Genomic DNA, 26292 nt, shown 5'->3' on the forward strand with positions numbered 1-26292 from the left:
CGCGTCGGTCGAGTCATCGCTGGCCTGTCGACAACGGGTTCTGTTCTAACGCAGCCGAACAATGGCGAGACGGCGCAGCGGCCGGAACGCGCCACGCGGACGGGTCAGCCCGGCGGACGCGGCTTGAGGTACGAATCGAACCACGCGATCGAACGCCGCAAGACATCCGACTGGTGCGCCGGGTTGGCGAAGTGATGGCCTTCGTCCGGATAGACCACCAACTGCGTTTTCACGCCCTCGTGCTGGAGTCCGCGCCAGTACTCGAACGATTGCGGAGCAGGGCACTCCGCATCCCGCTCGCCCACGACGATCAGCATCGGCGTTCGCGCGTGCGCGATGTAGTTCATCGGCGAGCTGCGCGCGTACACCGCCGGGCTCTCGTACACGGTGGCGCCGAAGTACGGCACCATCCATTCACTGATCCCGTTCTCGCCGGTGTAGCTCAGCCAGTCCGAGATGCCCGCGCCGGCCACGGCCGCGCGGAATCGCTGCGTCTGCGTCACGGCCCACATCGTCATGTAGCCGCCGTAGCTCCAGCCCGTTAGGCCAAGGCGCTGCGGGTCGACCGGATACCGGGCGATGACGGAGTCGACGCCGGCCATGATGTCGCGCAGGTCGCCGTGCCCGAAGTCCTTGACGTTGGCGCGCGTGAATGCTTCGCCCTGGCCGAAGCTGCCCCGCGGGTTCGGCATGAACACGAAATACCCGGCGCGCGACAGCGCGGCCTGCTGCGACTGGTCGGAGAGAAACGTCGACGCCACCGCCGCAGCGGGGCCGCCGTGCACCAGGACGATCATCGGATACCGCGACCCGCTCCGAAAATCGCGTGGGTAGATGAGGAAGCCTTGCACGTTGAACCGGTCGCTGCGCCAATGGACGCTCACCGCCTTTCCCCACGACGGCGCGATAGCAGCGTTGGCGTGCGTGAGCTGCGTCCAGTGCCCAACGGCTCCGGCCCATACCTCGGGCGGCGCGGCGAGGGACTCGCGCACGAGGGCGACATCCCGCCCGGTGTCGGCCGCGGACACGTCGGGCAGTCCGCGCCCGGAGCGCGTGGTGATCGTTTCGTCGCCGTGCCAGAGCGACGTGATTGCCCCGGTGGCCGCATTGACGGCCGCAATTTCGGACCCGCCGTGCGACCACATGGTCGCCAGCATCGCGTGCGGCCCCTGCCACCGGAACGCGGCGACCGACACGGTTGCGTTAGGCGTGAGGTCTCGCGGCGTGCCGCCGGCCGCCGGCACGGTGTACAGGTCGCCGCCGGTGGATCCCTGGTCGCTCATCACGCCGCCGATGAACGCGATCTGCGACCCATCGGGCGACCAGCGCGGCTCCGCGATCTGCACCGCCGGTCTGGCGATCTGGCGCACCGCGCCCGACGCCGCATCGATGGCGTCGACCCGCGCCACCCACCAGTTGTTGTTCCCCGAGCCCGTGGCCGCGCTGACCACCAGCTCCCTGCCGTTAGGCGACCAGTCGAACTCGTAAATGTACAGATCGGCCGGCGACACGATGCGCTGCGCGCCCGTCCCGACGTCGACGAGCGCCAGGTGCTGGCGGTCGATGTGCGTGTCCATCACGCCGGTGTCGCGCGGTGTCGCCTGCGTTGGGCCGTTGGCCTCCTCCGATGGCGACGAGTAGAGCAACGCGATGCGCGACCCATCGGGGGAGAATCGGATGTCGTGCACGGATCCCGACACGCGGGCCACCCGGCGCGCGATGCGCGACGCAACATTGACGACATAGATGGCCGGCGTCCCGCCGTCGGCCGCCAGGACGCCCAGCTCCCGGCTGTCGGCCGACCACACGACTTCCGTGGGGCTCTCCCCGTTCTCGACGGCCAGCGGGACGCGAGCCGGCGCACCAGCGCCCGACGTCGCGGCGAGCATCACGCTCTTCGCGTCGCCGCCCGCCGATGCCGCGCCGATCCACGCCGCGCGGCGGCCGTCCGGCGCGATCGCGACACTCGAAAACTGCGCGACGTGCGGCCCGGCCGCGGTCTGAGTTGAAGCGCGCGCAGCAAGCGCTCCGATTGCGAGACAGCAGAGCACCGCGGCTACCGCGCCGGGGGAGCGCGAGTCGCATATCCTGTCGTGTCCGAACAACGTAATTCTCCTTCTCAACAGAGGATCATTCCGTTAGGCCCGGGGCGCGGCGGACCCGTCGGTCCCCGGCGCCGTCCCCGCCGCCGAAGCCTCCGGCGCCGGCTCCGCGCTGCCCGGACCGTAAGTGAGCGCGACGAACGTGACCGTGTCCCAGGCGTTGTGAATGCCGATGAACAGCAGCAACAGCACAGCCGCGCCGACGAGGAACAGCGCCCGCTCCGGGTCGTGCCGCAGCACGAACGCGGCGACGGTCATCACGCCATACGCACAGAACGGGAGAATCGAGTGCCACAGCCAATCCTCGAGCACCGGTGTATAGACCGTCTGCTCGCGCGCTCGTTTGGTGACGACGAGCGCGTACACCACCCCGGCCACCCCGAGTCCGCCGATGAACAACGCGGGGTTCGCCAGGCTCCGCCAGGGCGCGCTCACAATGGCCGACGCGAGGAGCGCAGCGCAAAAATGCACCACGGTCGGGGTTCCGAAGGCGGCAATCGCTCGGCCCCCGGTTTTTGCGCTCGATTCGGCGATGAGGGCGATGACGACGAACTGCAGACCGGTGAGCGCGGCCGCGGACGAGCCCACGATCACATAGAAGTTCTCCCAGTCGCTGAACGGCGATCCAGCCGCTTCGAGCATCATGCGATGGCCGGCTCCTCTTGGGTTCTGGCGTGCGCTCGGTTATTTGTTCGGTGTCCGCCCGATGTTTCACCCTGGAACCAGGAGGTGATCCCTTGTCTAGCAGTCATAGTACCATCGTCAGCCCGAGCTGGGCAAACGGTCGCCGCACGGTGATCGCCTGAGCTAGTGCCCGGCGTCAGCCGAGCGACCGTCTCGGGCTGACCGTGGTCACCGCGCCGTCCTTTGCCGTTAGGCGAGGGGCGGCGCGCTTGCTGAAGGACACGCTTTCAGGAGCCATCGAGCGTCTTCGCAATCCCAGGTAACTGGCATCTACGCAGAAAGACGCGGACAAAGCGTGACACGAGGGACACGACACGGATAAAGCGACTTTGTGTCTTATCCATGCCGTGACCGTTGTGTCCTGCTTTGTCCGCGTCTTCATGAGCGTAGATATACGACACTGTGGAAAGGCAACCTGCCCCCGGCCCGACCTGAACTCTCACCAGTTCAGCGCGCGAACCAGTACGACAGCTTGATGAGGAAGATGTCGTTGGACCGCTGGGCGAACAGCTCGCGGAGGTCGCCGCCGACGGTCTGGGTTCCCTCGATGGGGAATGAGCCGTCTCGTCCCTGGCTCCAGACGAGAAAGAGCGTCGAGCCCCGGCGATATTCCCAACGGAAGACCAGATTGGACCGGAACTGCTGCACGTTGAACCCGCCCGGGTCGTTGGTGACGGTCGTGTCGCCGTATGGCTGGTAGCGCGCCGCGTAGGCAACCGCGTGCGGGTCGGCCAGCTCGCGCACATTGGTGTACGTCCCCTTCGACACGAACGGCGACGCATACAGCTGCAGCGTCGCGTTAGGCGTGAACGCGTAGTCCAGCCGCCAGGTGAGGCTCAACGTGCGCTGCTCGAGATGCGCGAACGTATAGTGCTGCGCGCCCGCCGAATCGGTGTACGTGTCGAAGTACTGGGTATCGTTGCGATTGGTCGTGTAGCCGCCGTACACCGACGTCGAGAAGCGCGACGACACCTTGATGTCGAGCTCGGGCGACACGGTGAACCAGTGCGAACGGCCGCCGTCGCCGCGCCAGTAGTTGAACGAGACGGACGGCACCAGCGCATCGCGGTCGTCGCCCTGGATGCTGAGCCACGGCGCAAAATAGGAATCCTGCCGGATGGCCGGGCCGCCGCGCGCGCACCGGTCGCAGAAGGTTCTGCCTAACTGACCGAGCGTGCCGCCCATGTGCAGCCACCACCGGTCGTTGAACTGCGTGTGGATGTTGGTGTTGAACGCGCGCTCGGTGGGCAGCCCGGCGTCGCTCCAGTACTGCCAGTAGTTGACGTTCCACCGGAACTGCTGCCACACTGCGTTAGGCGTGCGGAACGCCAGGGCCGCCCACGTCGTCCACTCCTGCTGATCGGCTTGCAGGAGGAAACCCATGTCGTTGATCTCGAAGCCCGGCGAGCGGCGCTGATACGCCGTCTCCCACGACAGGAGCTTGCCGCCCACCTTCGCGGCCCGCACCTCGACGTTGGTGCCCGAGAGCGACGTCCGCGTCGAGTCGAAATGGAGCGGACCGTCCGGGCGCTGATACAGATGCACCGGGTCCTCCTGCGTCAGCGCGATCGCCGCCGGGGTGCCGCCGACGCGGCTCGCGTCGATCGAGCCGGACACCTCGTAGTCGCCCAGAAAGCGGCGTCGCGCATCGATGCCGCCCGCGTACGCGCTCGAGTGAAGATACGGACTGCTCGAGGGATCCATCCCGCGATTCACCCCGGTCAGGATGACCCCGACGCTGCCTAACCCACTCGCGTAGTCCTGGTTCCCGCGGACCACCGCATAGTTGGCCCGCGGCTCGAGCGTCACGTCGTTCGCGCCGCCGACACGATCGGTGACGGCGTCCATCACGCCTAACGAGAAACCGCCGGGAAACCGGCCCGTCAGCTTGGCCGCGCCGAGGATGCGCGTGGCCTGCTCGGCCGTCGAATCATCGTATTGACCCGCCAGCTCGGGGGCGCGACCGATGCGACGCGAGTAGAACAGTCCTTCACCGGTGTTGCAGTCGAGCACTACCACGCAGTTCACGTTGAACGTGAACAATCCCTTGCCTTCCACGAAAAACGGCCGCCGCTCGGCGAAAAAAGTCTCGAAGCCGGACAGGTTGAGCTGCGATGGGTCCGCATCGACCTGGCCGAAATCCGGATTGGCCGTCGCATTGAGCAGCACGTTAGACGAGAGCTGATACTTGAGATCACCGCCCACGCTCACTTGTTGATCGCGGTCGTAGCCAGACGATGCCGGACCCTGGACGTTCTTTGTGACCAGGTACGGCGTCACTTCCAGATCGCCCGGTCGCGCAAGACCGTCCAGGCCGGTGAGCTCGCCGAACTGCGACACGAGCCCGGTGCGCGACATGCGATAGAGCGGCCACGTGATGGTCTCGGTGTATCGCTGGATCACGCGCCAGATGAGAATGCCGAACACGCCATCCTTGCGCACCGAGTAGTGAAGTTGCGAGAGCGGAATTCGATATTCGGCGGTCCAGCCGAGCGAGTCGATGCGTGTGGCGACATCCCAGATCGCATCCCAGGCGACGTCTTCCGTGCCGTCGTTGTAGATCGCGTAGTCCGACTTCACGCCGGCAGGGTTCACGGAGAACTCGAATCCGGTGCGGTGATCGTGATACGAGTCAAGAAGAATGGTGATGTGGTCGGACGCGGTGGGATCGTCGCGTCGCGACAGGAGACTCACAATGGAGTCGGGATGCGGATCGTACGCGCGCACGAACACGTACAGGTTGTGCGCATCGTACGCGACGCGCGCCTCCGTTCGTGCTTTCGGTTGGGCGCCTTCTGTCGGCTCCGCTTCGAGAAATTGATTGATGACAGGCGCCGAGGCCCACACCGCGTCGTTGTCGCGGCCATCGATGACCGGCCCGGTCGTGGCCAGCGTTGCCGCAACCGACGTCGCCGTGGCGTGACGAACCGGGCTCGGCGCGTGCACAACCTGAGCTGCCGGGTGTGCTCCCTGCAGCGCTATCAGAAGCGTGAAACAAGAAACCACCGCGTCGCGTCGCCAATGAAGTCAGAGCTTGGACAACGCGACTCGGCGTTTCGTTTAAGCGAACTCCGATGCGGGAGGCTGATGCAGTGGGTCGCTTGCGTTGTCGGATGACAAACCGGTCATGGCACTGTGGCAGGGGCGCCGGTCGGCGTGGGTTCGTCAACAACAGGTGCAACAGCTTGAGGGGATAGCAAAAGTGAAACTTGTGCCGAACATCCAAAGGCTTCTCGTTTAACAATGGGCTTCCGCACTTCCGCTCCGCAACGAGTCGTTAGGCACCGGACGCCGGTGCCGTGTCGGTGAACAGGCTCACGTACGCGTCGTATCGGAACCGCCGGTGCCGCGCCCGGCCGGTGATCTCCGTCAACACACCAATCTCTTGCAGTCGCGCGGCGAGCGCGTTGGCGGCAGGGTACGTCGTCCCCGTCAGTTTCCGGATGCCGTCGACGGAAAGAACTGGACGATCGTAGAGCGACTCGAGCACCTTGTGCCCGGCGCCGGCCGCCCGCCCCAGGCGCTCGGTCACCGCCTTTCGATGCGTTTCCCGCATGAGCAAGATGCGCCGCGCAGTCTCCGCCGCGTCGGCGCTCACCTCGGCGACGCCCGTTAGGAAGAAGGCCAGCCACGATTCCCAATCCTCGTGGTCCCGGACGGCTTGCAGGTGCTCATAGTACGCTCGGCGATGCCGCTTGAAGTAGTGCGACAGGTACAGCACGGGCTTCTGCAGTAGGTTGGTCTGCACCAGGAGAAATGTGATGAGCAGACGGCCGATGCGTCCGTTGCCATCGAGGAAGGGATGAATCGTTTCGAACTGGGCATGCGCGAGACCGATAGTGATCAACGCGGGCAGCGCGGCGGGTCCGTTGAGAAACGTTTCGAGATCGCCTAACGCACGGGGCACGTCGCCAGGAGGCGGCGGGACGAACGTTGCTTCAGCCGGCGTCGCGCCGCGGGCGCCGATCCAGTTCTGCGACGTCCGAATTTCTCCGGGCGCGAGATTGCCGCCCCGCGCACTTTTCATCAGCTCCGCGTGAATCTCGCGAATCAGTCGAACCGACACGGGCAGCTCGCGCAGGCGCGCGAGCCCATGGTTCATCGCGGCAACGTAGTTCACGACGTCGCCGACGTCGCCCTTTTCGGATCGTGAAAGTAGATGCGATTCCGCGGCGAGCAGATCCTGAAGCGAGCTCTGTGTGCCCTCGATTTGACTCGAGAGCACAGCTTCCTTGCGCACGTACATGAGCACGAACAGATCCGGGTTCGGAAGCGTAAGCACCGAACCATCGAGGCGGCCAAGTGCGCGATCCGCATCCGACAAGACCTGTTGGAGGTTGTCGCTGATGCGGACCGGTGGGTCGGGCGGAAGCGGCGCCGGAATGAACGCCCGGACGCCGGAAGGCTGAAGCTGATAATGTCCAGCTCGCCTAGGATCGTTTTGCGAGGAAACCATACGTCAGGCTGCCTTTACCATGGAGATGATTCGCGCTCTTATTAAAGCAAGGCTTTAATATATCGCGAATTCTGCGTCATAGTAAAGGCAGCCTTTCACATGCAGTACACCGCTGCCGGCGTACTCAGCCATCCCGCACGCCGCGCGGCCTTCAGGGCGTGGATTGCTCGTCCGCCACCGTCAGCGTGTACGACGTCGGCTCGTCGCTTGGCGTCGAGATGATCAGGGTGAAATACCCGCCCGGCCCGCCGCCTAACGTGAACGCGTACGCACTCGGCCCGGTGGGCGGCTCCGAAGGATGGAGGAAGGCATCGGACGGAAGCGCGCCGAACGTGTCATCGTGCGGGCTGCCGCCGGCGATCGCCACCGCACCCGGAGACGACACCGTGATGGCCCGGGACGAGCCGCTGTCGATGTGGATACTGTAGAGATGCGCGTGCGAGCTGTCACCAACGAACGGCGCCGACGGCAGCACGCAGTCGGACGACTGGATGGAATCCGTGTGCGACACGGCGCCGGTGATCGGGGCTAACGGAACGGCGCAGGTCTGCACGCGGAGTGAGTAGGCGCCGGTGTCGGCGGGCAGGGAGTCGTCGACGGTCGCCCGCACGTCGAGCGAGTCTGGCGTCCCATTGACGAACGCGAGGACCGCCGGCGCGAACACTCCCGTCGGTGATGTCGCCAGCAGTGTGCTGTCGCTCGCCAGCAGATCGAGCCGGCTCGCGAGCTCGGCAGGCGGGAGGCCTTCCATGGCGATGATGACGCCAGTCGACCCCTGCACGTGAAGCGTGTAGTCGCTGGCCAGCGTGCTCTCCGGCTGTGCGTCCAGCACTCCGGCCAGCACGTTCGGTGTCACGCAGGCGTTCGCCGTGTCGAGCGAGTTGGCCACAACGCCCGCCGACAGCACGGCAGGCGGGCACACCTTGTTCTTGACGACCTTGGGCGCGGTGGCGGATGACCCGCAGGCGGCGCCGATGCTCGACGCAATGAGAACGACGGCGTAGCGGACGGTTCGCATGCGGTTGCCTAGGAAAGAGATTGGTTGCGGCACTATGGCGAGCGAACCGGCAGCCGGCAATCGCATTGGGGCGAATGGTTAGGCGGGCGATGCGAACACATCGCCCGCCCCGCTGCGAGTCAGAAGAGTGTCAGAGTGCCGTTCCGTTTGTGCTAACGGCGTCCCACCTGCGGCACGGACGACGCAGCGCGGCCCGCGTCGAGGTGATCCCAGTTCATGATCGTGTTGAAGCCGAGCATGTAGGTGCCCTGGGTCTGCCAGCGCCAGAAGGGCCGGATCGCGAACATCACGATGTGTCCCTTGCCCACCGATTCGTCCACGACCTGCGCGCGATCCGACAGCGCCTCGCCGCCCTTGAGCGTGCCGGAGAGCAGCATGTCAGCCGGACGGCGCGGGAAGCGCAGGATGACCCGCGGGCCCTGCGACGCGGTGTCGGCACTTACGTTAGGCGCGGCGCGGCCGCGCATGCGCCCGGGGCCGCGCGCCGGCGAGCCGCTGTCGATCTCCGAATCGGGATGCCACGGCGACAACGGCATCGGCGTCGCCATCGGCGTCACGTCCTGCCCAACGTCCGGCCCGCGATTGAACCCGCCGAAGAATTCGCCCGGCCCCGTCGCCACGCGCATCACCGGGCCCTGATTGAAGTACACCGGGATCTGATCGCGCTCGTAGCCGTACACGATCGGGCTCGACAGGTCGGTGATCTCGCCGCGCATGATGCTGCCGCGCGCGAACAAGCTGTCGGGTTGCTCGATGGTCACGCCCGGCGCGAGATTGTAGCTCGGAAAAATTTCCGATGTCGACCCTTCGACGATCAGCGTGCCGCCCTGCTGGACGAAGTCGTACAGGTTCTTCACACCATCGAGTCCCATACCGCCGCGGATGTCGCTCGACGAATCCGGCGTCCCGAAGCTCCGGAACTCGGCCGTCTTCCTGTAGGGCAGAGGCGTCGCGCCGGTTTTCGGGATGCCGTTCACCATGCTCTGCACCGTGCCGCCGATGTGCGGCATGATGATCACATCGTATTTCTGGCGCAGATTCCCATCACGGAGCTTCACGTCGCCGAAGTACGTATACGGGATGCTGTAGGTATCGAGCGCGGCGCGCACCCACCCTTCGTCCTGCGTGCGCGTCCAACTGTGGACGTATCCGATGCGCGGCACGTCCAGCGGGTGTGTCTTTACGTTAGGCGTAGACGCCATCGCGTACGCCGACAGGCCGAGCCGCTGCAGCTCGCCCTCGAGCTGCGTGCGATTGGCGTTCGGGATGATGAGTGCGCCGGCGCGGAAGTGATGGCCGTCGGCGTCGAAATCCTGTTCGGCGGCATCCATCCTGGTTTTCGCGAACTTGAATCGGAATGCTGCAATGTTGTTGTCCGCCGTGTTGTCCACCACGACGACGCTGCCGGCGCCGCTCACGCCGCCGGGCGCCACGGCGTCCTTCGTCAGCATGGTCATCGGATGATCGAGCAGACGCTTGTCGCCGATCGGCGTGATGGTGATATCGCGCATCAGCGGGAAGGTCCACCCCGTGTCATCGTACGGCGCGGGATTTTTGGGCGAGAAGTGTTGCAGCGCGAAGTACATGTCGGCGAGGGTGCGATACGGCTGGTCGCCGCGAATGATGTAGTCGCCCGGCTTCACCGAGACGCCGCCGGCCGTGAAGGCGGCGTTCGCGGTGTGCACTTCGAGTCCCTGCGCACGAAGGTCGTTCACCGCGTCGGCGGCGTTGGCTTTCCGATATTGTTGGGCGGGGATCACCCATCCATACACCGGACCGGTCTTCCCCTTGTCGACCGCGCGGACGTTCTTCCGCCAGTAGTTGTCGAGGAACGTCTCCTTGTTTTTCGCGACGTCGGAGAGCGCGAACAGGATGGCCGATTCCTGAATGTTGGTGTTGTTGCGCGGCCCCCAATTGATGCTGTCCAACGGCGGGTTGGGCCGGAACCATTCGCGGCTCGTGGTCGTCGCCCGCGGTTTCACGACGTAATTGTCGGGCCCGTAGCTCTGCACCTCGTAGAAGCGGCCCAGCTCGTTGTGGGTGTGGGCGATGAAAAAGAGATAGTTAGGCGTCCAGCCGTCGTAGAAGCCGTACGTCCACACGCCCGGCACCCCGCGCTTCGTCATCTCCATCACGTCGTTCTCGGCGAGCATCCACCATTCGTCGATCGTGATCGGGTCGATCTGCTCGTTGTACGGACCGGTGCCGGTAGATGCGTAGAGATACGTCTGCGCTTCGTGCAGATCGTGCAGCATCGTCGGATGCCAGTCGAGCACCGCCTGCGTGGTGTGCTTGGTGAGTTGGAGGAACTGTCCCATGCCATCGCGGTTGTTGTCGTGCTGCACGTACCGGCCCCAGTACATGAGCGGAAGCCGCGGGGCGCCTTTCGGCTGCTTCTTGTTGTAGTAGTAGGTGTCGACCGCCTTGTCGCGTCCATCGGGTTCGATCACCGGCGTGATCAACACGATCACCTTGTCGCGGATGTTCCGGATGAACTGCGATGAATCGACAGCCAACCGATAGGCGAGTTCCATGAGCATCTCCGGTCCGCCGAATTCCGGCGAATGGATGCCGCTCGTGATGTAGTAGATGGGCTTGGCGGTGTGGATCAGCTGCTGCGCTTCTTCCGGCGTGGTCTTGCGCGGGTCGCCTAACGCAGCCAGCATGCCGCGGTACGTGTCCAGCTCCTTGATCGTTTGCTCATCGGCCACGGCCGCGAGAATCATGTCCCGGCCTTCCTCGGTCTTGCCGATGCGCCACACTTTCACGCGCGGCGACGCGCCGGCGAGCGCGTCAAAGTACTTGTAGATGTCCGCGCTGCGGTCGAGAATGCCCGGCGCGCCGATGATGTGGCCCAACACCTTGAGCGGCGACGGCACCGTCGCCGATGCGGGCAGATAATCGACGAGCTCCGTCGAGATACGCGGATCCTCGAGATCCTGCTTGATCTGCGCCGTGTACGCCGAGTCGATAGCTTGCTGGGCGCGGGCCACCGACGGCACGAGCGCCACAGTCGCAGCCAGCATGCAGAGCAGCCGGACCTTCCGGGTGATGTCGGGCATCCTCATTTTCCTCTCGAGTTGGGATCGAGCCGCCGAGCGCGTCGGCTTGGGCGACGAATGACAACCGCCGCTCCTAGTACGCGAATAGCCTGCGAGACGTTCAGTCCGCTGGCTACGGGCGATCGATCGCCAACCCGCGCGCGAGGAAAACGTCGCTGACCAAGGTTATGAGCGCTCAACCGTCCTGCTCTGGCTCGGCACGTCAATCGCTGACACAATTGCTCGAGCAGCTTCGGCAACGATCCACGGATCCACCACGAACAGGCGTAGCCCAGGAGGCAGGTCCCATGCGCCCAAATGGTCTGATGTTGACGGTCGCGCTGCTCGCCGTCACCGCCTGCTCGAGCGACAACAATGGCATTACCGACCCGGTCGTAATCGAGCAAGCGCTGGTCGGGACGTGGCTCCAGAGTACGATTGCGCACGGATCAGGCGCGAGCTTCACGCTCGCGGTGACCGACAGCCTCGTGCAAGGAAGCGGACGGTGGTTCGGCGAGGCGACCGCCGGAGGGACACTGGTCGTCAACGGATTCGTGACAGGCCCTTCGGTCGTTCTCGACATCGCCGAAGACAACGGCACCACGCTCCACCTGGCGGGGCGCCTGCTGGAGCCCGACGTTCTCACCGGCGCACTCACCGGCAACGGGCAACGCGTTACAGCAACCTTCCAACGACAGTAAGGCAGGTCGCGCGTACTTGAGATTCGAGCATACGATAGGGTGCACTTCCAGCAGTCTCGCCACGACCGCCCGCGACACGCACTCCTTCGATACGCTGCGCGTCGCTTTGATGTTCTCCACTCGGCGCTCGCGATATATTGGTAGCCCTCGACGCACGGAGACGGACCTTGGCGCTCGAAGACGTACCGTTTCCGCTACTGGAACGCTACGCGATCGGACAGTGCACGCCCGAAGAGCTGGCTGAGCTCGAGGCATGGATCGGCGCCCACCCCGAGCGCCGACTCTTCGTCGATCGTCTACTCGGCTTGCTCGCGAATTCAGGCGACGAAGCCGATCCGCCTCTCACATTCACCGAGGGCGAGATCGAGCACGCGTGGGGCCGCCTGGCAGAGCGCATGGCGGAGGAGGGAAACAAAGACCGGACGCGAGTAGCCTGGACCAGGCGCGTACTCGCGGGAGTTCTGTGCGTGGCGGTGCTCGTGGTACTCTGGTTTCTGGTCGCGCGCGTCTGATCCTTTGATCGACGGCGCGGGGAACGGGGAGTGTATTGCGCCGCCAGAAACCCGGTCGCGCTCCACTAACCCGGCTTGCCGAACGCCACCCGCAACGCTTTGAGCCCGCGCGTGATATTCCGCTCCACCGCCTTCACACTCACCCCCATCACCTCTGCGATCTCGGCGTTGGTCAAATGGTATTGAAGGCGCAGTACGATGGTTCGCTGCGCGCGAGCCGGGAGACTGCGCACCGCGCGTTGCATGAGCTCCACCATCTCGTCCACGTCGACGGCGTCGTGCGCGCTCACCGCGTACTGACTCATGCCCCACTCCTCGCGGCGAGCGGCCACCAAATGCTGCCAGTCGATTTCCACGCGATCACGACGCAGATGGTTGAGCGCGCGATTGTGCGCCGTTTGGAACACGTACGCCTTGAGATCCATCGTCGCCGTCCATGCGTGACGGCGCTTCCATACCGCCAGAAACGCGTCCTGAATGATCTCCTCCGCGAGCGCGCGCGTGCGCACATAGCGTAGCACGAGGGCATACAGCTCCGAGTAGTGCGCACGAAAAATCTCGCCCAGGCGTCGGGACGCTGCCCGATCCTCATCGGTGTCGCGTTCTCTGATCGTCAGCGGCCAGCGAAGGGGCGGACGGTCCAGGGCATCGTCGAGTGTCTCGGTGTCGAGCAGGCGGTATTCTGGGACGGGCCAAATGGCGACCACTTCGGACATGGCGACGTGCTCCGTTTCAGGTGCGCTAGAATACATCATTCCTCGCGCACGAGCGTCATCGTTTTATTGCATCAGCCGATGACGTCCGAGCAGTGCCGGGTCCCCCACACACATCTCGACACCTCCCGAGCCGCCAGACCCCACAGCCGACGTCGATTCACCACGTGTGGGGTGAAACACGGGGCGCCGAGTTGAATAGAGAAGTCACCGACCTCCTCGCTCGGGGCGCCGATGCTGGATATCGACTGGGAGCTGCTCTTGCGCTACTTCGACCGCGACTGCGCGTCCGCGGTCCGCGAGCGATTCGATCGCTGGTTGCGCGCCGACCGCCGCCACCGCGCGTTCTACGACCTCATTGCGTTAGGCGGCGCCGACATGCGGCCTTGCCTCGACCCGCCCGACGCGCCCGACTGGCGGCGCTCCGGCTCCGCCAGTCGAGGCTGAGGATGCACCGGCGGGCTCCGGATGCACGCCGGGCCGCCCTCTGCACGGAGCGGCCCGACCCACCTCCACGCGATGCGCCAGGGGGCCGTTAGGCGAAACCGCCGAGCCCCACCGCGCGCCGTCCACCAGGTCGTGTCACGGCTTTTTCGTCGTCACCATGATCACACCGTTGGCGGCTCGCGGGTCCGCAAAGCTGTGCAGCGCGGCCGAGTGCTTGAGCACGTCGATGCGGTCGATTCGCTGCGGGGACAGCTGAGTGAGTGACTCGTTGTTCGAGATCATACCGTCGATCACCACCAGGCCGTCGAACAGCTTCGGAGTGTCCGGCTCGACGACGGAGTGCTTCTGCTGCTCCTGTTGCCCGTCAGCGCGGAAGCTCGTGATCACGTAATGGACACGCGACCGAACGCTGTCGCCGGCGTCGCTTTTGATCTTCATGTGATCCGGACGGAAGTTCACGTGAAGTGACTCCGTTGCGACGGCCATCTTCATCAATCCGTCGAGACGAAGGACGAGCGTGTCGGGCAGCGGTGCCGCGAGCGTCTTCGCCCGGCTGGCTTGCGCGCGCTCGGGCGCCGTCGGCACCGGAGTGTTGCAGGCGACGACCAACGCAACCACGGCCGCCGCGGCGAGCAGGCTGCCGCGGGCAGATGAGAAAGGACGGCGATGCGGCGTCATGGCGATCAACCTCCGTTCCAGATGGGTGAGTGTTAGGCCAAGGACGGGAATGCCGGCGCCAGCCGCCGAGCGGCCGGCGAGATCGATGAGGAGCGCGCCATAGGAGCGGGCCGTGACGCCGCGTCTGAGCACCCGCGCGTCGCAGTCGAGCTCCACGGCGAGGCGCAGGCGGGCCAGCATCCACCACACCGCGGGATTCCACGGCATGAGTGCCGCCGCACCAAAGCCGGCGGCCAGGACCAGCGGGTCGCGCGTACGCACGTGTTCGCGTTCGTGATCCAAAGCCACGTGCTGCTCGGCGCGCGAGCGCGCCACGAACCAGGCAGGCACGACAATTTCGGGCGCGGCCAGGCCTAACACAGCCGGTCCGGTGTGCGGCGCCAGCCGCACGCGCGTGTCGTCGAGGGTGATCACCGGCCATGCACGGCGCGCCGTGCGAAAGTGCTGGTGCACGGCCAGCAGCATGGCAATCGCCGCGATACTTGCGACGATCCACGCTGCCGCGAGCCAGCGGTCGAGCCGGGCCGCGCGCGATCCCGGCATCCACGCCAATGCGCCATTCACGATCGACGTGCCCGCCTGGCGCACGATCTCGACCGAGCGCGCGATTCGGTCGGGCAGTGACATCGAGTGGGACGCAGGCACGGCCGACGCCGCGCCGGCGACGGCGACCATCGGGCGGTGCGCCGCGCGCGCCGGAGCCAACGCCGTGCCGACCACTGTCACCCCCAACGCGGCGAGCCAGATGCCCCGTGCCGCGCGATTGCCTAACCGGAGGACCACGTCGGCGGCGGCCGCCGCGAGTGCGACGAGCGATCCGAACACCAGCGCGTAGACGAGCGTCGCGATGATCATGGCTTCTCCTTGAGCCGCTCGGCGAGGAGCCGCCGCATGCGCTCGAGCTCCTCGCGGCTCAGCTCGCGGTCGGACACCAGTTGGGCGAACATCCGCTCGGCCGAGCCCTGGAAGATCGCGTCGCGAATGCGGGCGAGCGCGCTGCCGCCGGCGCGTTCGGCTTTCACCGCCGGGGAGTAGCGATACGCTCGTCCCTTCGCCTGGTGCCGCACGTAGCCTTTTTCCTCGAGCGTCTGGAGGGCCGAGAGGACCGAGGTGTAGGCGAGCTCTTCGCCTAACGCTTCGCGCACCTCGGCGACAGTGGCGGAGCCCATTCGCCAGAGGACGCCCATGACGCGGAGCTCGCGGGGAGGAAAATAGATTTCGTCCATGGTCTCTACGGAAGTTTCCGTAGGATATGGTCGCGAGAACGGCTTGTCAACTGCTTTTTCCGTAACAGGCGATTGCGGGCGCCTGGAGAAGCCGCGTCAGCGGCCCAACACCTCGTCCACGAGATCAGCCGCCCGATCCGGATCGAACGGCTTGCTCGTCATGAGGCGGCAAAAAAAGATCGCGCCCAGCAGTGCGAACGCCGTGAGCTCCGGATCGAGGTGGCGCGGAAAATCGCCCGATTTGGCGCCCGCCTCGAGCAGCGCGATGAGCGGCCGGCGCGCCGCGGCCTGGAACCGCCGATGAAACGTGCGCAGCTCGCGATCACGCTCCGCTGCATCGATGAGTGCGGGCAGGCACTTGGAGAATGGCGAGTGCTTGGCGACCTCGGCCACGTGGCGCACGATGCGCACCAGCTTTTCGCGCGGCGTGCCGGTAGACAGGTCCGGGTCGCCCTCGTCCTGGAGCATGCGAAACGCGTCGGCGATGAGCGCGAGCTTGTGCGGCCAGAGGCGATAGATGGTCGCCTTGCCGACGCCGGCGCGCGCGGCCACCGACTCGATGCTGAACGCGCCGTAGCCCGCTTCGCCTAACTCATCGAGGGCGGCGCCGAGGATGATGCGGCGCGAGCGGGCGACGCGCGGGTCTTGGGGCCGGCGCGTCGCCACCGCACGCCGCCGCGGCGGCCGCGGCTTTTCGTTAGGCGTGGCGCGTCACCCGGTGGTGGCGCCGCCGCGCCACGAGCCGCTGCCCGGCGCGCGATACGCCGCCGTGTTCGGCTCGAACAGCTCCACGAGATTTCCCGATGGATCTTCCAGCAGAATCTGCTTGCCGCCCACGCCCTGGACGACATCGTTGCGGAAGCGACAGCCGGCGCCGCGGAGCGTGGCGACCATCGCGTCGAGGTCCGGCACGATGAGATGGATGCGGTTCCACCCGCCCGGCTGCTGCGCTTCGCCCGACGGCATCGGCGCGCCGCCGCCGCCGAGTCCGGGCTGCGTGAGGTAGAGGTGCAGCTCGTCGCGCGCGATCTCGGCGAACGGCGGCGACGGGTGCATCTGGACGGTGAATCCCAGGTGCCGCGTATAGAAGTCGATTGCGGCGTCGACGTTGGTGACGATGTAGCGGACGCAGGCGGGCATGTGGCGCCTCCGGCTCGGGACCGATGTGAAACGTACGCGTATCGCAGCGATACGTCAACGTATCACATCGATCCCGACCCCGGCGGGCCGTCAGGCCGCGGGCGAGATGTTCTGGTTGGTCCGCAGCAGGTTCATCGGGTCGTATTTCCGCTTGAGCGCCGCCAGCCGCGCGTAGTGCGATCCGTACGCGGCCTTCACCCGATCGCCCTCGTCGCCCGACATGAAGTTCACGTACGCGTTGCCGGTCGCATACGGCGCGAGATCGGCGTACAGCCGGCGGGCCCAGCCGATGCAGCGCTCGTCCTGCGCCGGATCGGTCCATCGCGCGTGCACGTTCACGATCCAGTCGGCATTGCGCCCGCTGTACGCCGTCGCGTCTTCGGGCGTCGCGCGGACGGCGCCGCCTAACTGCGCCAGGAACACCTCGCACTGCTCGCCGGGCAGCCGGCGCACGGCGTCGATCGCCAGGTCGAGCGCCTCGTCGCTCATCGGTGCGAGGTCGTGGGTCTTCCAGTAGTTGCGGGCGCCCGGCGTGAGCAACGGGTCGAACGCGGCCTGGAAGCCGGTGTAGGGGTGCGGCGACACGACGTCGGCGATCGGCTTCCCGATGGCCCGGAGCGGTGCGATCGCGCGCTCGGCCGCCTGCATGTCGCCCGAGTACAGGACCGCGATCACGACGACGTCCGTCCCGTGCACGTCGGCCGGCAGGAAGGGCAGCGGGGGCGCTTTGCGCATGACCACCCACGCCGACAGTTCGTTAGGCGCGGCGAGGCACACCTCGCGATACCGCCGGAGCAGCCGGCCGGCGTCCGCGAACGGGTGGACGAGGAGGCCGGCCATCACCTCGGGACCGACGGGCTGCAGCCCCAGCTCGAACGCCGTGACGATGCCGAAGTTGCCGCCGCCGCCGCGGAGCCCCCAGAAGAGGTCGGCGTTCTCGCGCTCGCTGGCGTGCACGAAGTCGCCGTTCACCGTGACGACGTCGGCCGAGCGCAGGTTGTCCACCGTGAGGCCGTAGGTGCGGGAGAGCCAGCCGAAGCCGCCGCCCAACGTCAACCCCGCGATGCCGGTCGTCGAGTTGATGCCCACCGGCGTCGCCAGGCCGAACGCCTGCGTGTCATGATCGAATTCGCCTAACGTCACGCCCGGCTCGACCACCGCCACGCGGCGCGTTGGATCCACCCGGATCGACTTCATGCCCGAGAGGTCGACCACGAGCCCGCCGTCGGAGAGCGCGCTGCCGGCGATGTTGTGGCCGCCGCCGCGCACCGCGATGTCGAGGCCCACCTCGCGCGCGAAGCGCACCGCGTGTCCGACGTCGGCGGCGCCCGCGCAGCGCGCGATCACCGCCGGACGCTTGTCGATCATGGCATTCCAGATCGTGCGCGCCTGGTCGTACCCGGGCGTATCCGGCGTGAGGACGGAGCCGCGCAGCGTCGATGCAAATGCGCGCAGCGCGCCCGCATCGAGCGCCGCCGAGCCCGGCACTGTGGAAGTGAGAGTGCTGCTCATACCAATCTCCGCGAGAGGGACATACTCCTATAACGGACTATCGCAGCGGAATCGCTCATCCCGACATCTGTAGTCGTGGCCGGTCCAATCGCCCGCGGCCGGCGCGCCGGCGCGCCGGCGTCCGGTGTCGCGCGAGCTGCGGCCGGCCGTGTTGCGTTAGGCTTTGGCCTCGAGGCGCTCGAGGCGCCGGTAGTATCCCCATTGCAGCAGACGCCGGAATGTGACCACCGGCGCGCCGCCGACGATGAAGCGGCCGTTGACGATGGCCGCGCGCCGCCGTCCCAGCGAAATGCCGTACGAGAAATCCCGATGCAGGCGATGCGGCTTGGGCTCGCGGCGCGGATCGGGATCCATCAACCGTGCCAGCGCCGCACCCTGCCAGATGGCTTCGATGGCGCGCATCGTCGTCGGCCACTCGCGTCCCCCTTCCACCACGCGGACGCAGTCGCCAATGGCGCGAATGGCCGGATCGCCGTCCACCTCGAGCCGGGCGTTCACGACGAGATGGCCATCGCCAGTGACCGGCAAGCCGAGTGTCGAGACCACGGGATGCGGGCGCACGCCGCCGGCCCACACGACCACGTCGCACGGCACGGAGGTCCCGCCCTCGAGCAGCACGTGATCGCGCGAGAGCCCGGTGGCCCGTCTGCCTAACAACAGCTCGACGCCTCCCGATGACAACGCGGTTGCCGCGCGCTGCGACACCGCGCGCGAGAACGTCGGGAGGAGGCGTGACGTGTCGCTCACCAGCGCTGTCGCGACGCGCGATCCATCCACGCGGCCGGACGCGAGCTCGGCGCTCCACTCGACGCCGGTGATGCCCCCGCCGATCACCACGACGCGCAGCACGCTCGCGCCGGACACGCGCAGCACGTGGAGCCGTCGTCGCAAGGCGGATGCATCGTCGACGAACTTGGCCGGAATCACGGCGGGCGATCGCTTGAACGCGTCGGGCAAGTTAGGCACGCTGCCGATGGCGATCACCACCCGGTCGTACGGCACCGAACGGCCATCGGCCAGACCGATCAGACGCCGCTCGCGGTCCAGCGTCGAGACGGCACCCTGGATCCACTCGGCACCGATCGCGCGGCAGAAGGCTGCCGCATCGAACTGCAACGCTTCCGCGCCGCGCACCCCGCCCGTCACCTCGTGCGCCAGCGGAACGTACGAGTGGATGGGGCGCGGATCGATCACCGTCATTGTGCCGGCGGCGAAGCGCCCGCGCCGGCGCACGGTGCGATACAAGTACTCGAGTCCGGCGAACGAGCAACCGGCGAGGACGGTACGTGTCGCCGCGGCGGTGTGCTCCGCCACTGGGGTGGTCATGTCCCATGATCATACGCGCCGGCAGACTGCGATGCACCTAGGCGCACGGACCGTCGCGTTGAGTTTGCGTGCCGCACCGGGCATTTTCCGAGTGATGACCGTGCCACCCCCGTCGACCGATTCTGCCCGTCCAGCATCCGGATTCGTGTCGCTCGTGGGCGCGGGACCGGGCGATCCGGGACTCGTTACAGTTCGCGCGCGCGCGCTGCTCGCGCAGGCGGATGCCGTCGTGTACGACGCGTTGGTCAATCCGCAGATCGTGCAAGACGGTGCTGTGCGACCCGGCGCAGAGCTGCACGATGTCGGCAAGCGCGGTGGTGCGCCTTCCGCGCGGCAGGATGCGATCAACGCGCTGCTCGTGCGCCTGGCGCGAGAAGGCAAGCGGGTGGTGCGACTCAAGGGTGGCGATCCGTTCGTGTTTGGGCGTGGCAGCGAAGAGGCGCAAGCGCTCGCGCGAGCCGGCGTGTCGTTCGAGATCGTCCCTGGTGTGACTGCCGGTGTCGCCGCTCCTGCGTACGCGGGCATTCCGGTGACGCATCGGGGCGTCGCATCGGCGGTGACGTTCGTGACCGGCCACGAGGATCCGACGAAGGGCGACAGCGATGTCGACTGGGCGTCGCTCGCGCGCGCCGGCGGCACGCTCGTGCTCTACATGGGTGTGAAGCGGTTGCCGGAGATCGTCGCCGCGCTGACCGCTGGTGGACTGCCCGCCGACACGCCGGCGGCGGTCGTCGAATGGGGCACGTGGCCCAAGCAGCGGACGGTCGAGAGCACCGTGGCGGGCATCGCCCAAGCCGCAGGTGCGGCGGGAATTGCGGCGCCATCCATCACCATCGTGGGCCAGGTGGCGCGGCTGCGCGGCGAGATCGCGTGGTTCGACCGGCGCCCACTGCACGGTCGGCGGATCATCGTGACGCGCGCCCGCGCGCAGGCGTCGGAGCTCGCCGCGCGCCTTACGGAGTTAGGCGCTGAGGTGATCGAAGCGCCGGCCATCGTGATCGTGCCCGCCGACCCCGCGCCATTGCGCGACGCGCTCGTGCGGCTCGATGGCTACCAGTGGGTGCTGTTCACGTCGCAGAACGCGGTGGAGATCGCGTGGGCGGCGCTCCGTGATATCGGCGGGGATGCGCGGCGGTTTGCGGGCGTGCGCGTGGGAGCCGTTGGGCAGGCGACCGCCCGAGCGTTGCTCGAGCACGGCCTTGCCGCCGATGTGATTCCGGTGCGGGCCACGGCAGAAGGACTTGGCGACGCGCTTCGAGAGCGCGCCGATGTGGGAGGCGCGCGCGTCTTGTTCATCAAAGCCGAGGGCGCGGGCGATGCGCTCGCGGGGTCGCTGCGCGAGATGCGCGCGGCGGTCGACGAGGTTGTCGCCTATCGAACGGTAGCCGACACGGGCGGCGCGAGCGCGGCGCGCGATGCGGTTGCCGTGAGGGGCGTGGACGCGATCACGTTCACCTCGGCGTCCACCGTTCGTTTTTTCTTGGAGGCGCTTGGCGGAGACGCGGGCGCGGTGGACGGTGCGCGGATCATCACGATGGGGCCGGTGACCAGTAGTGCAGCTCGCATGCACGGGTTAGAGGTCCACGCCGAGGCGGCCGCGGCGACTATCGAGGCGCTCGTGGGCGCAGTTGTCGCCGAGCTGCGGTGAACGAAGCGCCGATAAGGTCGCGAACCACGCCGATCGCACGCTCTTCAGCGTTCCAGCCAGTGGTCGGGCGACGTCGTCAGAGTTTTCGATATCGACCCCTCCCTCGCCGACGAGCACGGTGCGCACGGGCTTCCACGCCGCGGCGCCTCGAGTGCGGTGTACCGCAGCCCGGCGCGGAGCACGAAGTCGTCCTCCACGTTGCGCTCGCGCCAGTACTGGAGGTCGAGGCCGGTGACGGATGCGCCGTTGAGGAGGTGCGCACCGACGGCCGATTCGGTTAGGCGCCAGCCGTATTCGGGATCGGCGTCGTCGGGGCGGTGCGATTCAATGGGGGGGACGACTTTGATCTTCTTGAATGTGGTCCCTTTATTAGTACTAGTCCTCTTATTGCAGGGGCATCGAAGACAAGCCGCAGTTGACCGCGCGACGACGAAATCACGAGAGTGAGACGGTTGGGTTCTTTGCTATCCGGCGCGTCGCTGATCGCGGATCCCGGTCTCCTACAAAATCTCTAAGCGGCACCGAGCACTGTGAACCCAGTCTTGACGTTCGTACATAACGACTGTGCTGATACACCATCAGTCTATCGTCGTTCAGAATGGCCACGAGGGCCTGCACGCTTTGCCGTTCGATCTCGTCGTTTTTGTCGTCATCTTCATCTGTGTCGTTGGGCTGACTCTGGCTGCAGCACTATGTAGGGTGCGACCAGCTGGGAAGGATCAGTGGTGGAAGGAGTTACCAATCCCGCTTGTTAAGGGCAAGGACGACTACACCGCGACAGGTTGGTCGCTTGTCCTCGCAAAGCGCGCGCTCGTGGTTTTAGGCGTGGTTTGGGCGCTCGTTTCTTTTCTGCACCACCCCATCTAGGAAAGCTCTGCACAGGGTGAATAAGACGAGAATTCCGTACTTACGGGCATGTCGTTAGGCGCTCAGGGCGGCGATCGAGTCTCGGCATCGACACCCTCGCCGATGTGGCGGAGCACGCGAAGCTCACGCGCAGCACGGTCGCAATGCGTAACGTGTCGCTGGCCAACGTCCCGTTTGGGTTGTACGTGCGCGCAATTCTCGCGTACGGATTGTTCGCGACCACGAGATGCCCAACGGCGTCGTACCCGTACGTCGCCTCTTCGCTTCCGCTCGCAATGACTCGGCGATTGAGCGCGTCGTACACGTTGGTCGTCGGCCGCCGACCACCGTCGGTCAGGTTACCAGCGGCGTCGTACGTCCAGGTGATCGGCTGAAAGCCAATCAGCGTCTCGGTGACCTTCCGACTGGCGCGATCGTACGCAAATGCGGTCTTTTCAACGCCAATGCTGTTCGGGTCTGGCGTACTCCACTTCCACAAGTTGTCGACGTTCCCTCCTCGGTCGACGTGTTGCCGCACGTGCAGCACTTGCGCGCCGGCGCTGTCGATGCTGAGCGTATCCCGATCCAACAGCGAGCAGGTGCCGAGTGAGCGCGAGCCGGCTGTCGAGTCGTTAGGCGTTGTGTCGGAGACCACCCGACCGACGTCGTCCCGCGCGTGCGCGGTGACTATGCCCAACGGCGAAATCGTGCGCACGAGATTCCCGAGCTGGCTGTCGTACACGAGAGAGTCTTTGGCCCCGCTCGGATACTGGACGCTCCTGAGCAGCGCGGTCGCGGTACCCGTCGTGTAGTACGCGAACGCGACTTGGTGTCCGGCGCCGTCCTTTTCGGTCAGCGTATTGCCGTCCGTGGCGTCGTAGGTCGCGGTACTGGAGTCGCCTTCCGGGTTGATCGTTCGCGTCATGAAATCCCAGGCGGGTCCCAGGTATACGAGGTCGTCGCATACCTAAGCGGACTCGGATCGAACGTCGTCGAGTCCGTGACCGCCTTGACGTGGCCAAGGCTGTCGTATGCCGCGGCGACAATCTGCCCGTTTGCGTGCTCTATGCGCGTGGCCAGGCCTGGGAACGTCGAATTCCCGAACGCGATGAGCGTTTCGTTCCCCAGGGCGTCGCGAGTGCGGTTGGGCGCGCCTAACGCCGTGAGCCAGAACTCCGTCGTGTCCCCCACATCCGTGCGCGGCCCGTCGACCTTGGTGTTCGCCGCCCCGAGCGCCACCGCCGCCGTGCCTTGGAGACCACGCGTCTCCACCGGGGTGAAGCTCGTCACGGCGTTGCTGCCGGCCGCGAGCGGGATGGTGGCCTGCACCAACGGGCTCGCCAGCGTCGTGGAGTAGGCGAAAGTCAGCGAGTCGCCGCGTGGTCGATCAGCTTGCTCACGCGCGCATCGTGCGACGCGCGCGCGATCATCTGCATCTGCCCAGCGTGATACGCGTCGTGCGTGGCCAGGCCTAACGCCTCCATTCCGATCGTCAGGTTGCAGCGTGGCCGTACGGTTCCGAGCAAGCGCCGGCTTGAGAGCGACACTGTGCCCACGGGCCGGACGCACAGCGCCTCGAGCTGCCATTCGGCTTCGTCACGTGGCAGCCGTGTCGGCGCTGCCCGTGCATCATCGCGAACCGTTCGACCGGATGTTGATCACGCAAACGATTGTGGAGGGGTTTGTGCTGGTCACTGCGGATCCGGTGATCAGACATTACGGTGCGCCATTGTTGTGGGTCGGTGAGTAACGCGGGTCCGGACCACTGACTCGACCCACAGAGAGTTTCTTTGCTACCCCCCGCGTTGAACCTGACTACTCCGGGCGATTGGGACACGCGGGATGAGGCGCAGCTGGCGATTTTCCGCTGCGTCGAGACCCGACACAATTGCCACGGCGGCACTCGACACTCGGCAACGTTAGTCCCGCACAGTTAGCCCTGGCGGCATGAGCTGATCGAGCGCGACGCCAGCGCGCACGAGGCACGCGCGCACATCGTGCGCTGGCACGACGTAGCCGTAGTGCTCCGCTGTCAGTCGCCGAAGCGTGTCCATTACCCCTTCGCGGCGACACATGTGCTCATACAGCGATAGTAACCAACGCCATCCTAATCGAGCCGAGGAGGGGCGCTGGGCATCGCGACTCTGCAACAGGTAGCCTTCGACGAATCTAGCAGTCCGTGCCGAATCGACGTGCGCCGTCCAGCGGAGACCCAACGCGCCGCAAATGGCGAACGACAGCTCGAATGCATTCTCGCCAGCAAGTCGGCAGCCGCTAGCCCACCAAAGACCAGCCAAGGAGCGAGCGAGGGTCGCGTGGTTTGGCTGCACCCCGTTCGACAGGCCGTACGCCGACGGAGACTCGGAAAGACATGGCGTCCCCCACAGTGCGGGATACTCCGGAGTCCGCTCGACCGCCAAGGCGAGTATGCATGCGTTCACATCGTACCGTAAGTCCGCGGCCAAGAACCTCATGATGTCAGTCAGCAACGACAATACACTCGTCTCCTGCGTCTCAGCGACGTTAGTCAAGCCGACGCCCAACCTGAGTGCGACATTCGGATGAACGGAAACGGTAGCAGCGTAATCTCCACGATAGAGAGCGAGTTGTCGCAGCGCACCGTTCTCGTCAGTCGACGTCCCGATAAACGCGGCCGGCTCTACGTCCCCGGCGTAGCGTAGGACAGGTTGTGGCCAGCGTCCCAAGTTGAACCGTTCGTTGACCAGCGCCGGGAGCATAGCGGGGAAAATCGTTAACGGCGGCGAGTGGGCATCCGTGGACCGTGCTGGCCACGCAAGACAGATCTCGACTGACGCGCTATGCCAGTCCTCGCCCGGTAGCAGGTGACATAAGAGGATGCGCCCTCCACTGAATCTCACTGGCCCCAAGACCCGGCAACGACTTCCCTGCGCACGAACGAACGACAGGGGACTGGCCGATAGGTCGAAGCTCACCACCTTACCGCTCACGGCCGCGTCGTGCTCGAACGCGTACGTGGCGATCACTCTGTCGCTTGATCCTTCCGAGTTGCACGAGATATCGATTTGTCTAACGCGAATCCCGTGCACTGGGTCTGCCCCCAGCGGCCTCGCGACGGCGTCAATCAATTTCGCAATGGGAGTTACCCAACTCATCGGTTGCCTTAAGCCGTTGACGGATTGATTACGGCGATGGTTTGAAGTACTGGTTTACAGGTCACAGTCAGAATGGCTCTCTTGACGCGACAAGAATGTCGGTCTCTTTCGCGCACGTCGACCAGCCTTGCCTCCGGTCCGATGGCACTATACCGTCCGTGTTTTCGCAAACGTGCGAGGCAGACCAAGTTACGTGTTCGACCACACGACGTGACCGCGCCGATCGTGTCATCAGCCCGGCGATCCTCGACGGACCTCGGGTGCCACCGGACCGGCCCACGCGGCCAGCCGACGCCAGTGCGACAACGAGGGCAATTGACTCTCTGTGACTCTAGACCGCTACCAGAGAGACGCGCGAATTACAAATTCAGATTCGGAATTCCTCGGATTCGTCGCACAAATCCTTGCTTGAAAGTCCTGCACCCGGCACGTTCGGGGCGGCCAGTAGTCCTGGTTGGCACTCAGGAGCATGACGACAAGGCTCGATCGCTGCCAGGATCTCTTGCGCGGGGAGGCCGTAACCAGCACGAGTGTTGAGCGTCCACCGCAAGATCAAAATAGCGCGGCAATAAACGCCACCAATTCGCTGATACCCTCTGCGCCGCTAGCCGCTTCCGCAACCGGTGCGGCAGCTTCTGCCGTAGGCGCGACAGCAGGTGCCACTTGAAAGATCGGCGCGCCATCGGCTGCTGAGCCTATGTTAGTCAATGTTTCGCCACTGGGAAGTTCGAAAGGCGTGGGGGGTGGGCCGGCTGCAACCTTGGCGCTTGCCGCAGTCGCAGCGTCCATTGCTTGATTGGATTCAATGTCCGACATGGTTTCGGACGAGGTCTTGCCCATCGTTTCTGGACCTACCTCGTGTGCTGGTTCCAACAGCTGTTCAATTGGGTGTGACTCAGCCGGCCGTACGACCTCCTTCTGTGGCGATTGAAGCGGACCCAAGTGAAGATGTGCCGCCAGGGCGACGACTTCAATCGACACTCGCGCCGCCGTCTGCCACCACCAAGGGTCCAGCCCAAACGGATCCGAATACGTGATTGGATCGTCGTTCGCGAATCCGTACGCGTTGAGCCCACCCGCTAGTCCTAACGGGTCTTCCTGTGTGAAC

General features: G+C 65.8%; 22 protein-coding genes. 5 read left to right on the forward strand and 17 right to left on the reverse strand.

Going from position 1 to position 26292, the window contains the following annotated elements; all coding sequences use genetic code 11:
* Positions 1 to 104 precede the first annotated feature (104 nt).
* The 6 genes from VFW04_13290 to VFW04_13315 all read right to left on the reverse strand — a co-directional run bounded on the left by VFW04_13290 (position 105) and on the right by VFW04_13315 (position 11322).
* Positions 105 to 2051 (reverse strand): S9 family peptidase, encoded by a 1947-nt coding sequence (locus tag VFW04_13290; GenBank protein ID HEX5180302.1) that lies wholly within the window; start codon positions 2049 to 2051, stop codon positions 105 to 107.
* Between the two features lie 87 nt (positions 2052 to 2138).
* Complete coding sequence (locus VFW04_13295; GenBank protein ID HEX5180303.1) at positions 2139 to 2747, reverse strand: hypothetical protein; 609 nt, start codon at positions 2745 to 2747, stop codon at positions 2139 to 2141.
* 486 nt (positions 2748 to 3233) lie between these two features.
* The gene (locus tag VFW04_13300; GenBank protein ID HEX5180304.1) at positions 3234 to 5732 is read right to left on the reverse strand and encodes a DUF5916 domain-containing protein; all 2499 of its coding nucleotides are present in this window, start codon (positions 5730 to 5732) and stop codon (positions 3234 to 3236) included.
* A gap of 331 nt (positions 5733 to 6063) precedes the next feature.
* Positions 6064 to 7242: a Fic family protein gene (locus VFW04_13305; protein HEX5180305.1), complete on the reverse strand. Its 1179-nt coding sequence runs from the start codon at positions 7240 to 7242 to the stop codon at positions 6064 to 6066.
* A 151-nt stretch (positions 7243 to 7393) separates the two neighbouring features.
* On the reverse strand, positions 7394 to 8260 hold the full coding sequence (locus VFW04_13310; GenBank protein HEX5180306.1) for a hypothetical protein: 867 nt from the start codon (positions 8258 to 8260) through the stop codon (positions 7394 to 7396).
* Between the two features lie 152 nt (positions 8261 to 8412).
* Positions 8413 to 11322: a M14 family zinc carboxypeptidase gene (locus tag VFW04_13315; protein ID HEX5180307.1), complete on the reverse strand. Its 2910-nt coding sequence runs from the start codon at positions 11320 to 11322 to the stop codon at positions 8413 to 8415.
* 287 nt (positions 11323 to 11609) lie between these two features.
* Here VFW04_13315 and VFW04_13320 point away from each other — a divergent pair, with 287 nt between their 5' ends.
* Positions 11610 to 12002, forward strand: coding sequence for a hypothetical protein (locus tag VFW04_13320; GenBank protein HEX5180308.1), 393 nt, complete (start codon positions 11610 to 11612; stop codon positions 12000 to 12002).
* A gap of 167 nt (positions 12003 to 12169) precedes the next feature.
* Positions 12170 to 12514: a hypothetical protein gene (locus tag VFW04_13325; GenBank protein ID HEX5180309.1), complete on the forward strand. Its 345-nt coding sequence runs from the start codon at positions 12170 to 12172 to the stop codon at positions 12512 to 12514.
* 65 nt (positions 12515 to 12579) lie between these two features.
* Here VFW04_13325 and VFW04_13330 read toward each other — a convergent pair whose 3' ends face one another.
* Positions 12580 to 13230 carry a sigma-70 family RNA polymerase sigma factor gene (locus VFW04_13330; protein ID HEX5180310.1) on the reverse strand — a complete coding sequence of 217 codons (651 nt, stop codon included), beginning with the start codon at positions 13228 to 13230 and terminating at the stop codon, positions 12580 to 12582.
* A gap of 231 nt (positions 13231 to 13461) precedes the next feature.
* On the opposite strand from VFW04_13330, the gene VFW04_13335 reads away from it, so the two are divergent.
* Entirely contained in the window at positions 13462 to 13674 is a 213-nt protein-coding gene (locus tag VFW04_13335; GenBank protein HEX5180311.1) for a hypothetical protein, read from the forward strand.
* A gap of 135 nt (positions 13675 to 13809) precedes the next feature.
* Here VFW04_13335 and VFW04_13340 read toward each other — a convergent pair whose 3' ends face one another.
* The 6 genes from VFW04_13340 to VFW04_13365 all read right to left on the reverse strand — a co-directional run bounded on the left by VFW04_13340 (position 13810) and on the right by VFW04_13365 (position 19556).
* Positions 13810 to 15207: a M56 family metallopeptidase gene (locus VFW04_13340; GenBank protein ID HEX5180312.1), complete on the reverse strand. Its 1398-nt coding sequence runs from the start codon at positions 15205 to 15207 to the stop codon at positions 13810 to 13812.
* Positions 15204 to 15578: a BlaI/MecI/CopY family transcriptional regulator gene (locus tag VFW04_13345; GenBank protein ID HEX5180313.1), complete on the reverse strand. Its 375-nt coding sequence runs from the start codon at positions 15576 to 15578 to the stop codon at positions 15204 to 15206. The genes VFW04_13340 and VFW04_13345 overlap by 4 nt, the downstream gene beginning before the upstream one ends.
* Before the next feature lie 96 nt (positions 15579 to 15674).
* Positions 15675 to 16244 carry a TetR/AcrR family transcriptional regulator gene (locus VFW04_13350; GenBank protein ID HEX5180314.1) on the reverse strand — a complete coding sequence of 190 codons (570 nt, stop codon included), beginning with the start codon at positions 16242 to 16244 and terminating at the stop codon, positions 15675 to 15677.
* 45 nt (positions 16245 to 16289) lie between these two features.
* Complete coding sequence (locus VFW04_13355; protein ID HEX5180315.1) at positions 16290 to 16718, reverse strand: VOC family protein; 429 nt, start codon at positions 16716 to 16718, stop codon at positions 16290 to 16292.
* Positions 16719 to 16808: 90 nt separating this feature from the next.
* Positions 16809 to 18230 (reverse strand): FAD-binding oxidoreductase, encoded by a 1422-nt coding sequence (locus VFW04_13360; protein ID HEX5180316.1) that lies wholly within the window; start codon positions 18228 to 18230, stop codon positions 16809 to 16811.
* A gap of 156 nt (positions 18231 to 18386) precedes the next feature.
* The gene (locus VFW04_13365; GenBank protein HEX5180317.1) at positions 18387 to 19556 is read right to left on the reverse strand and encodes an FAD-dependent oxidoreductase; all 1170 of its coding nucleotides are present in this window, start codon (positions 19554 to 19556) and stop codon (positions 18387 to 18389) included.
* A gap of 100 nt (positions 19557 to 19656) precedes the next feature.
* Here VFW04_13365 and cobA point away from each other — a divergent pair, with 100 nt between their 5' ends.
* Positions 19657 to 21204: a uroporphyrinogen-III C-methyltransferase gene (gene cobA, locus VFW04_13370; protein HEX5180318.1), complete on the forward strand. Its 1548-nt coding sequence runs from the start codon at positions 19657 to 19659 to the stop codon at positions 21202 to 21204.
* A gap of 907 nt (positions 21205 to 22111) precedes the next feature.
* Here cobA and VFW04_13375 read toward each other — a convergent pair.
* Genes VFW04_13375 through VFW04_13385 form a run of 3 tightly spaced genes read right to left on the reverse strand, consistent with a single transcriptional unit; the run spans position 22112 to position 23576 of the window.
* Positions 22112 to 22975 carry a hypothetical protein gene (locus VFW04_13375; protein HEX5180319.1) on the reverse strand — a complete coding sequence of 288 codons (864 nt, stop codon included), beginning with the start codon at positions 22973 to 22975 and terminating at the stop codon, positions 22112 to 22114.
* Positions 22972 to 23379: a hypothetical protein gene (locus tag VFW04_13380; protein ID HEX5180320.1), complete on the reverse strand. Its 408-nt coding sequence runs from the start codon at positions 23377 to 23379 to the stop codon at positions 22972 to 22974. Before VFW04_13380 ends, VFW04_13375 begins: the two co-directional genes overlap by 4 nt.
* A 35-nt stretch (positions 23380 to 23414) precedes the next feature.
* Positions 23415 to 23576, reverse strand: coding sequence for a hypothetical protein (locus VFW04_13385; protein ID HEX5180321.1), 162 nt, complete (start codon positions 23574 to 23576; stop codon positions 23415 to 23417).
* A gap of 74 nt (positions 23577 to 23650) precedes the next feature.
* Here VFW04_13385 and VFW04_13390 point away from each other — a divergent pair, with 74 nt between their 5' ends.
* Entirely contained in the window at positions 23651 to 23800 is a 150-nt protein-coding gene (locus VFW04_13390; GenBank protein HEX5180322.1) for a hypothetical protein, read from the forward strand.
* A 1936-nt stretch (positions 23801 to 25736) separates the two neighbouring features.
* Here VFW04_13390 and VFW04_13395 read toward each other — a convergent pair.
* A partial coding sequence (locus VFW04_13395; GenBank protein HEX5180323.1) for a hypothetical protein occupies positions 25737 to 26292 on the reverse strand: 556 nt, incomplete at its 5' end.

This window comes from Gemmatimonadaceae bacterium, from assembly GCA_036273715.1.
Lineage (GTDB): Bacteria > Gemmatimonadota > Gemmatimonadetes > Gemmatimonadales > Gemmatimonadaceae > JADGGM01.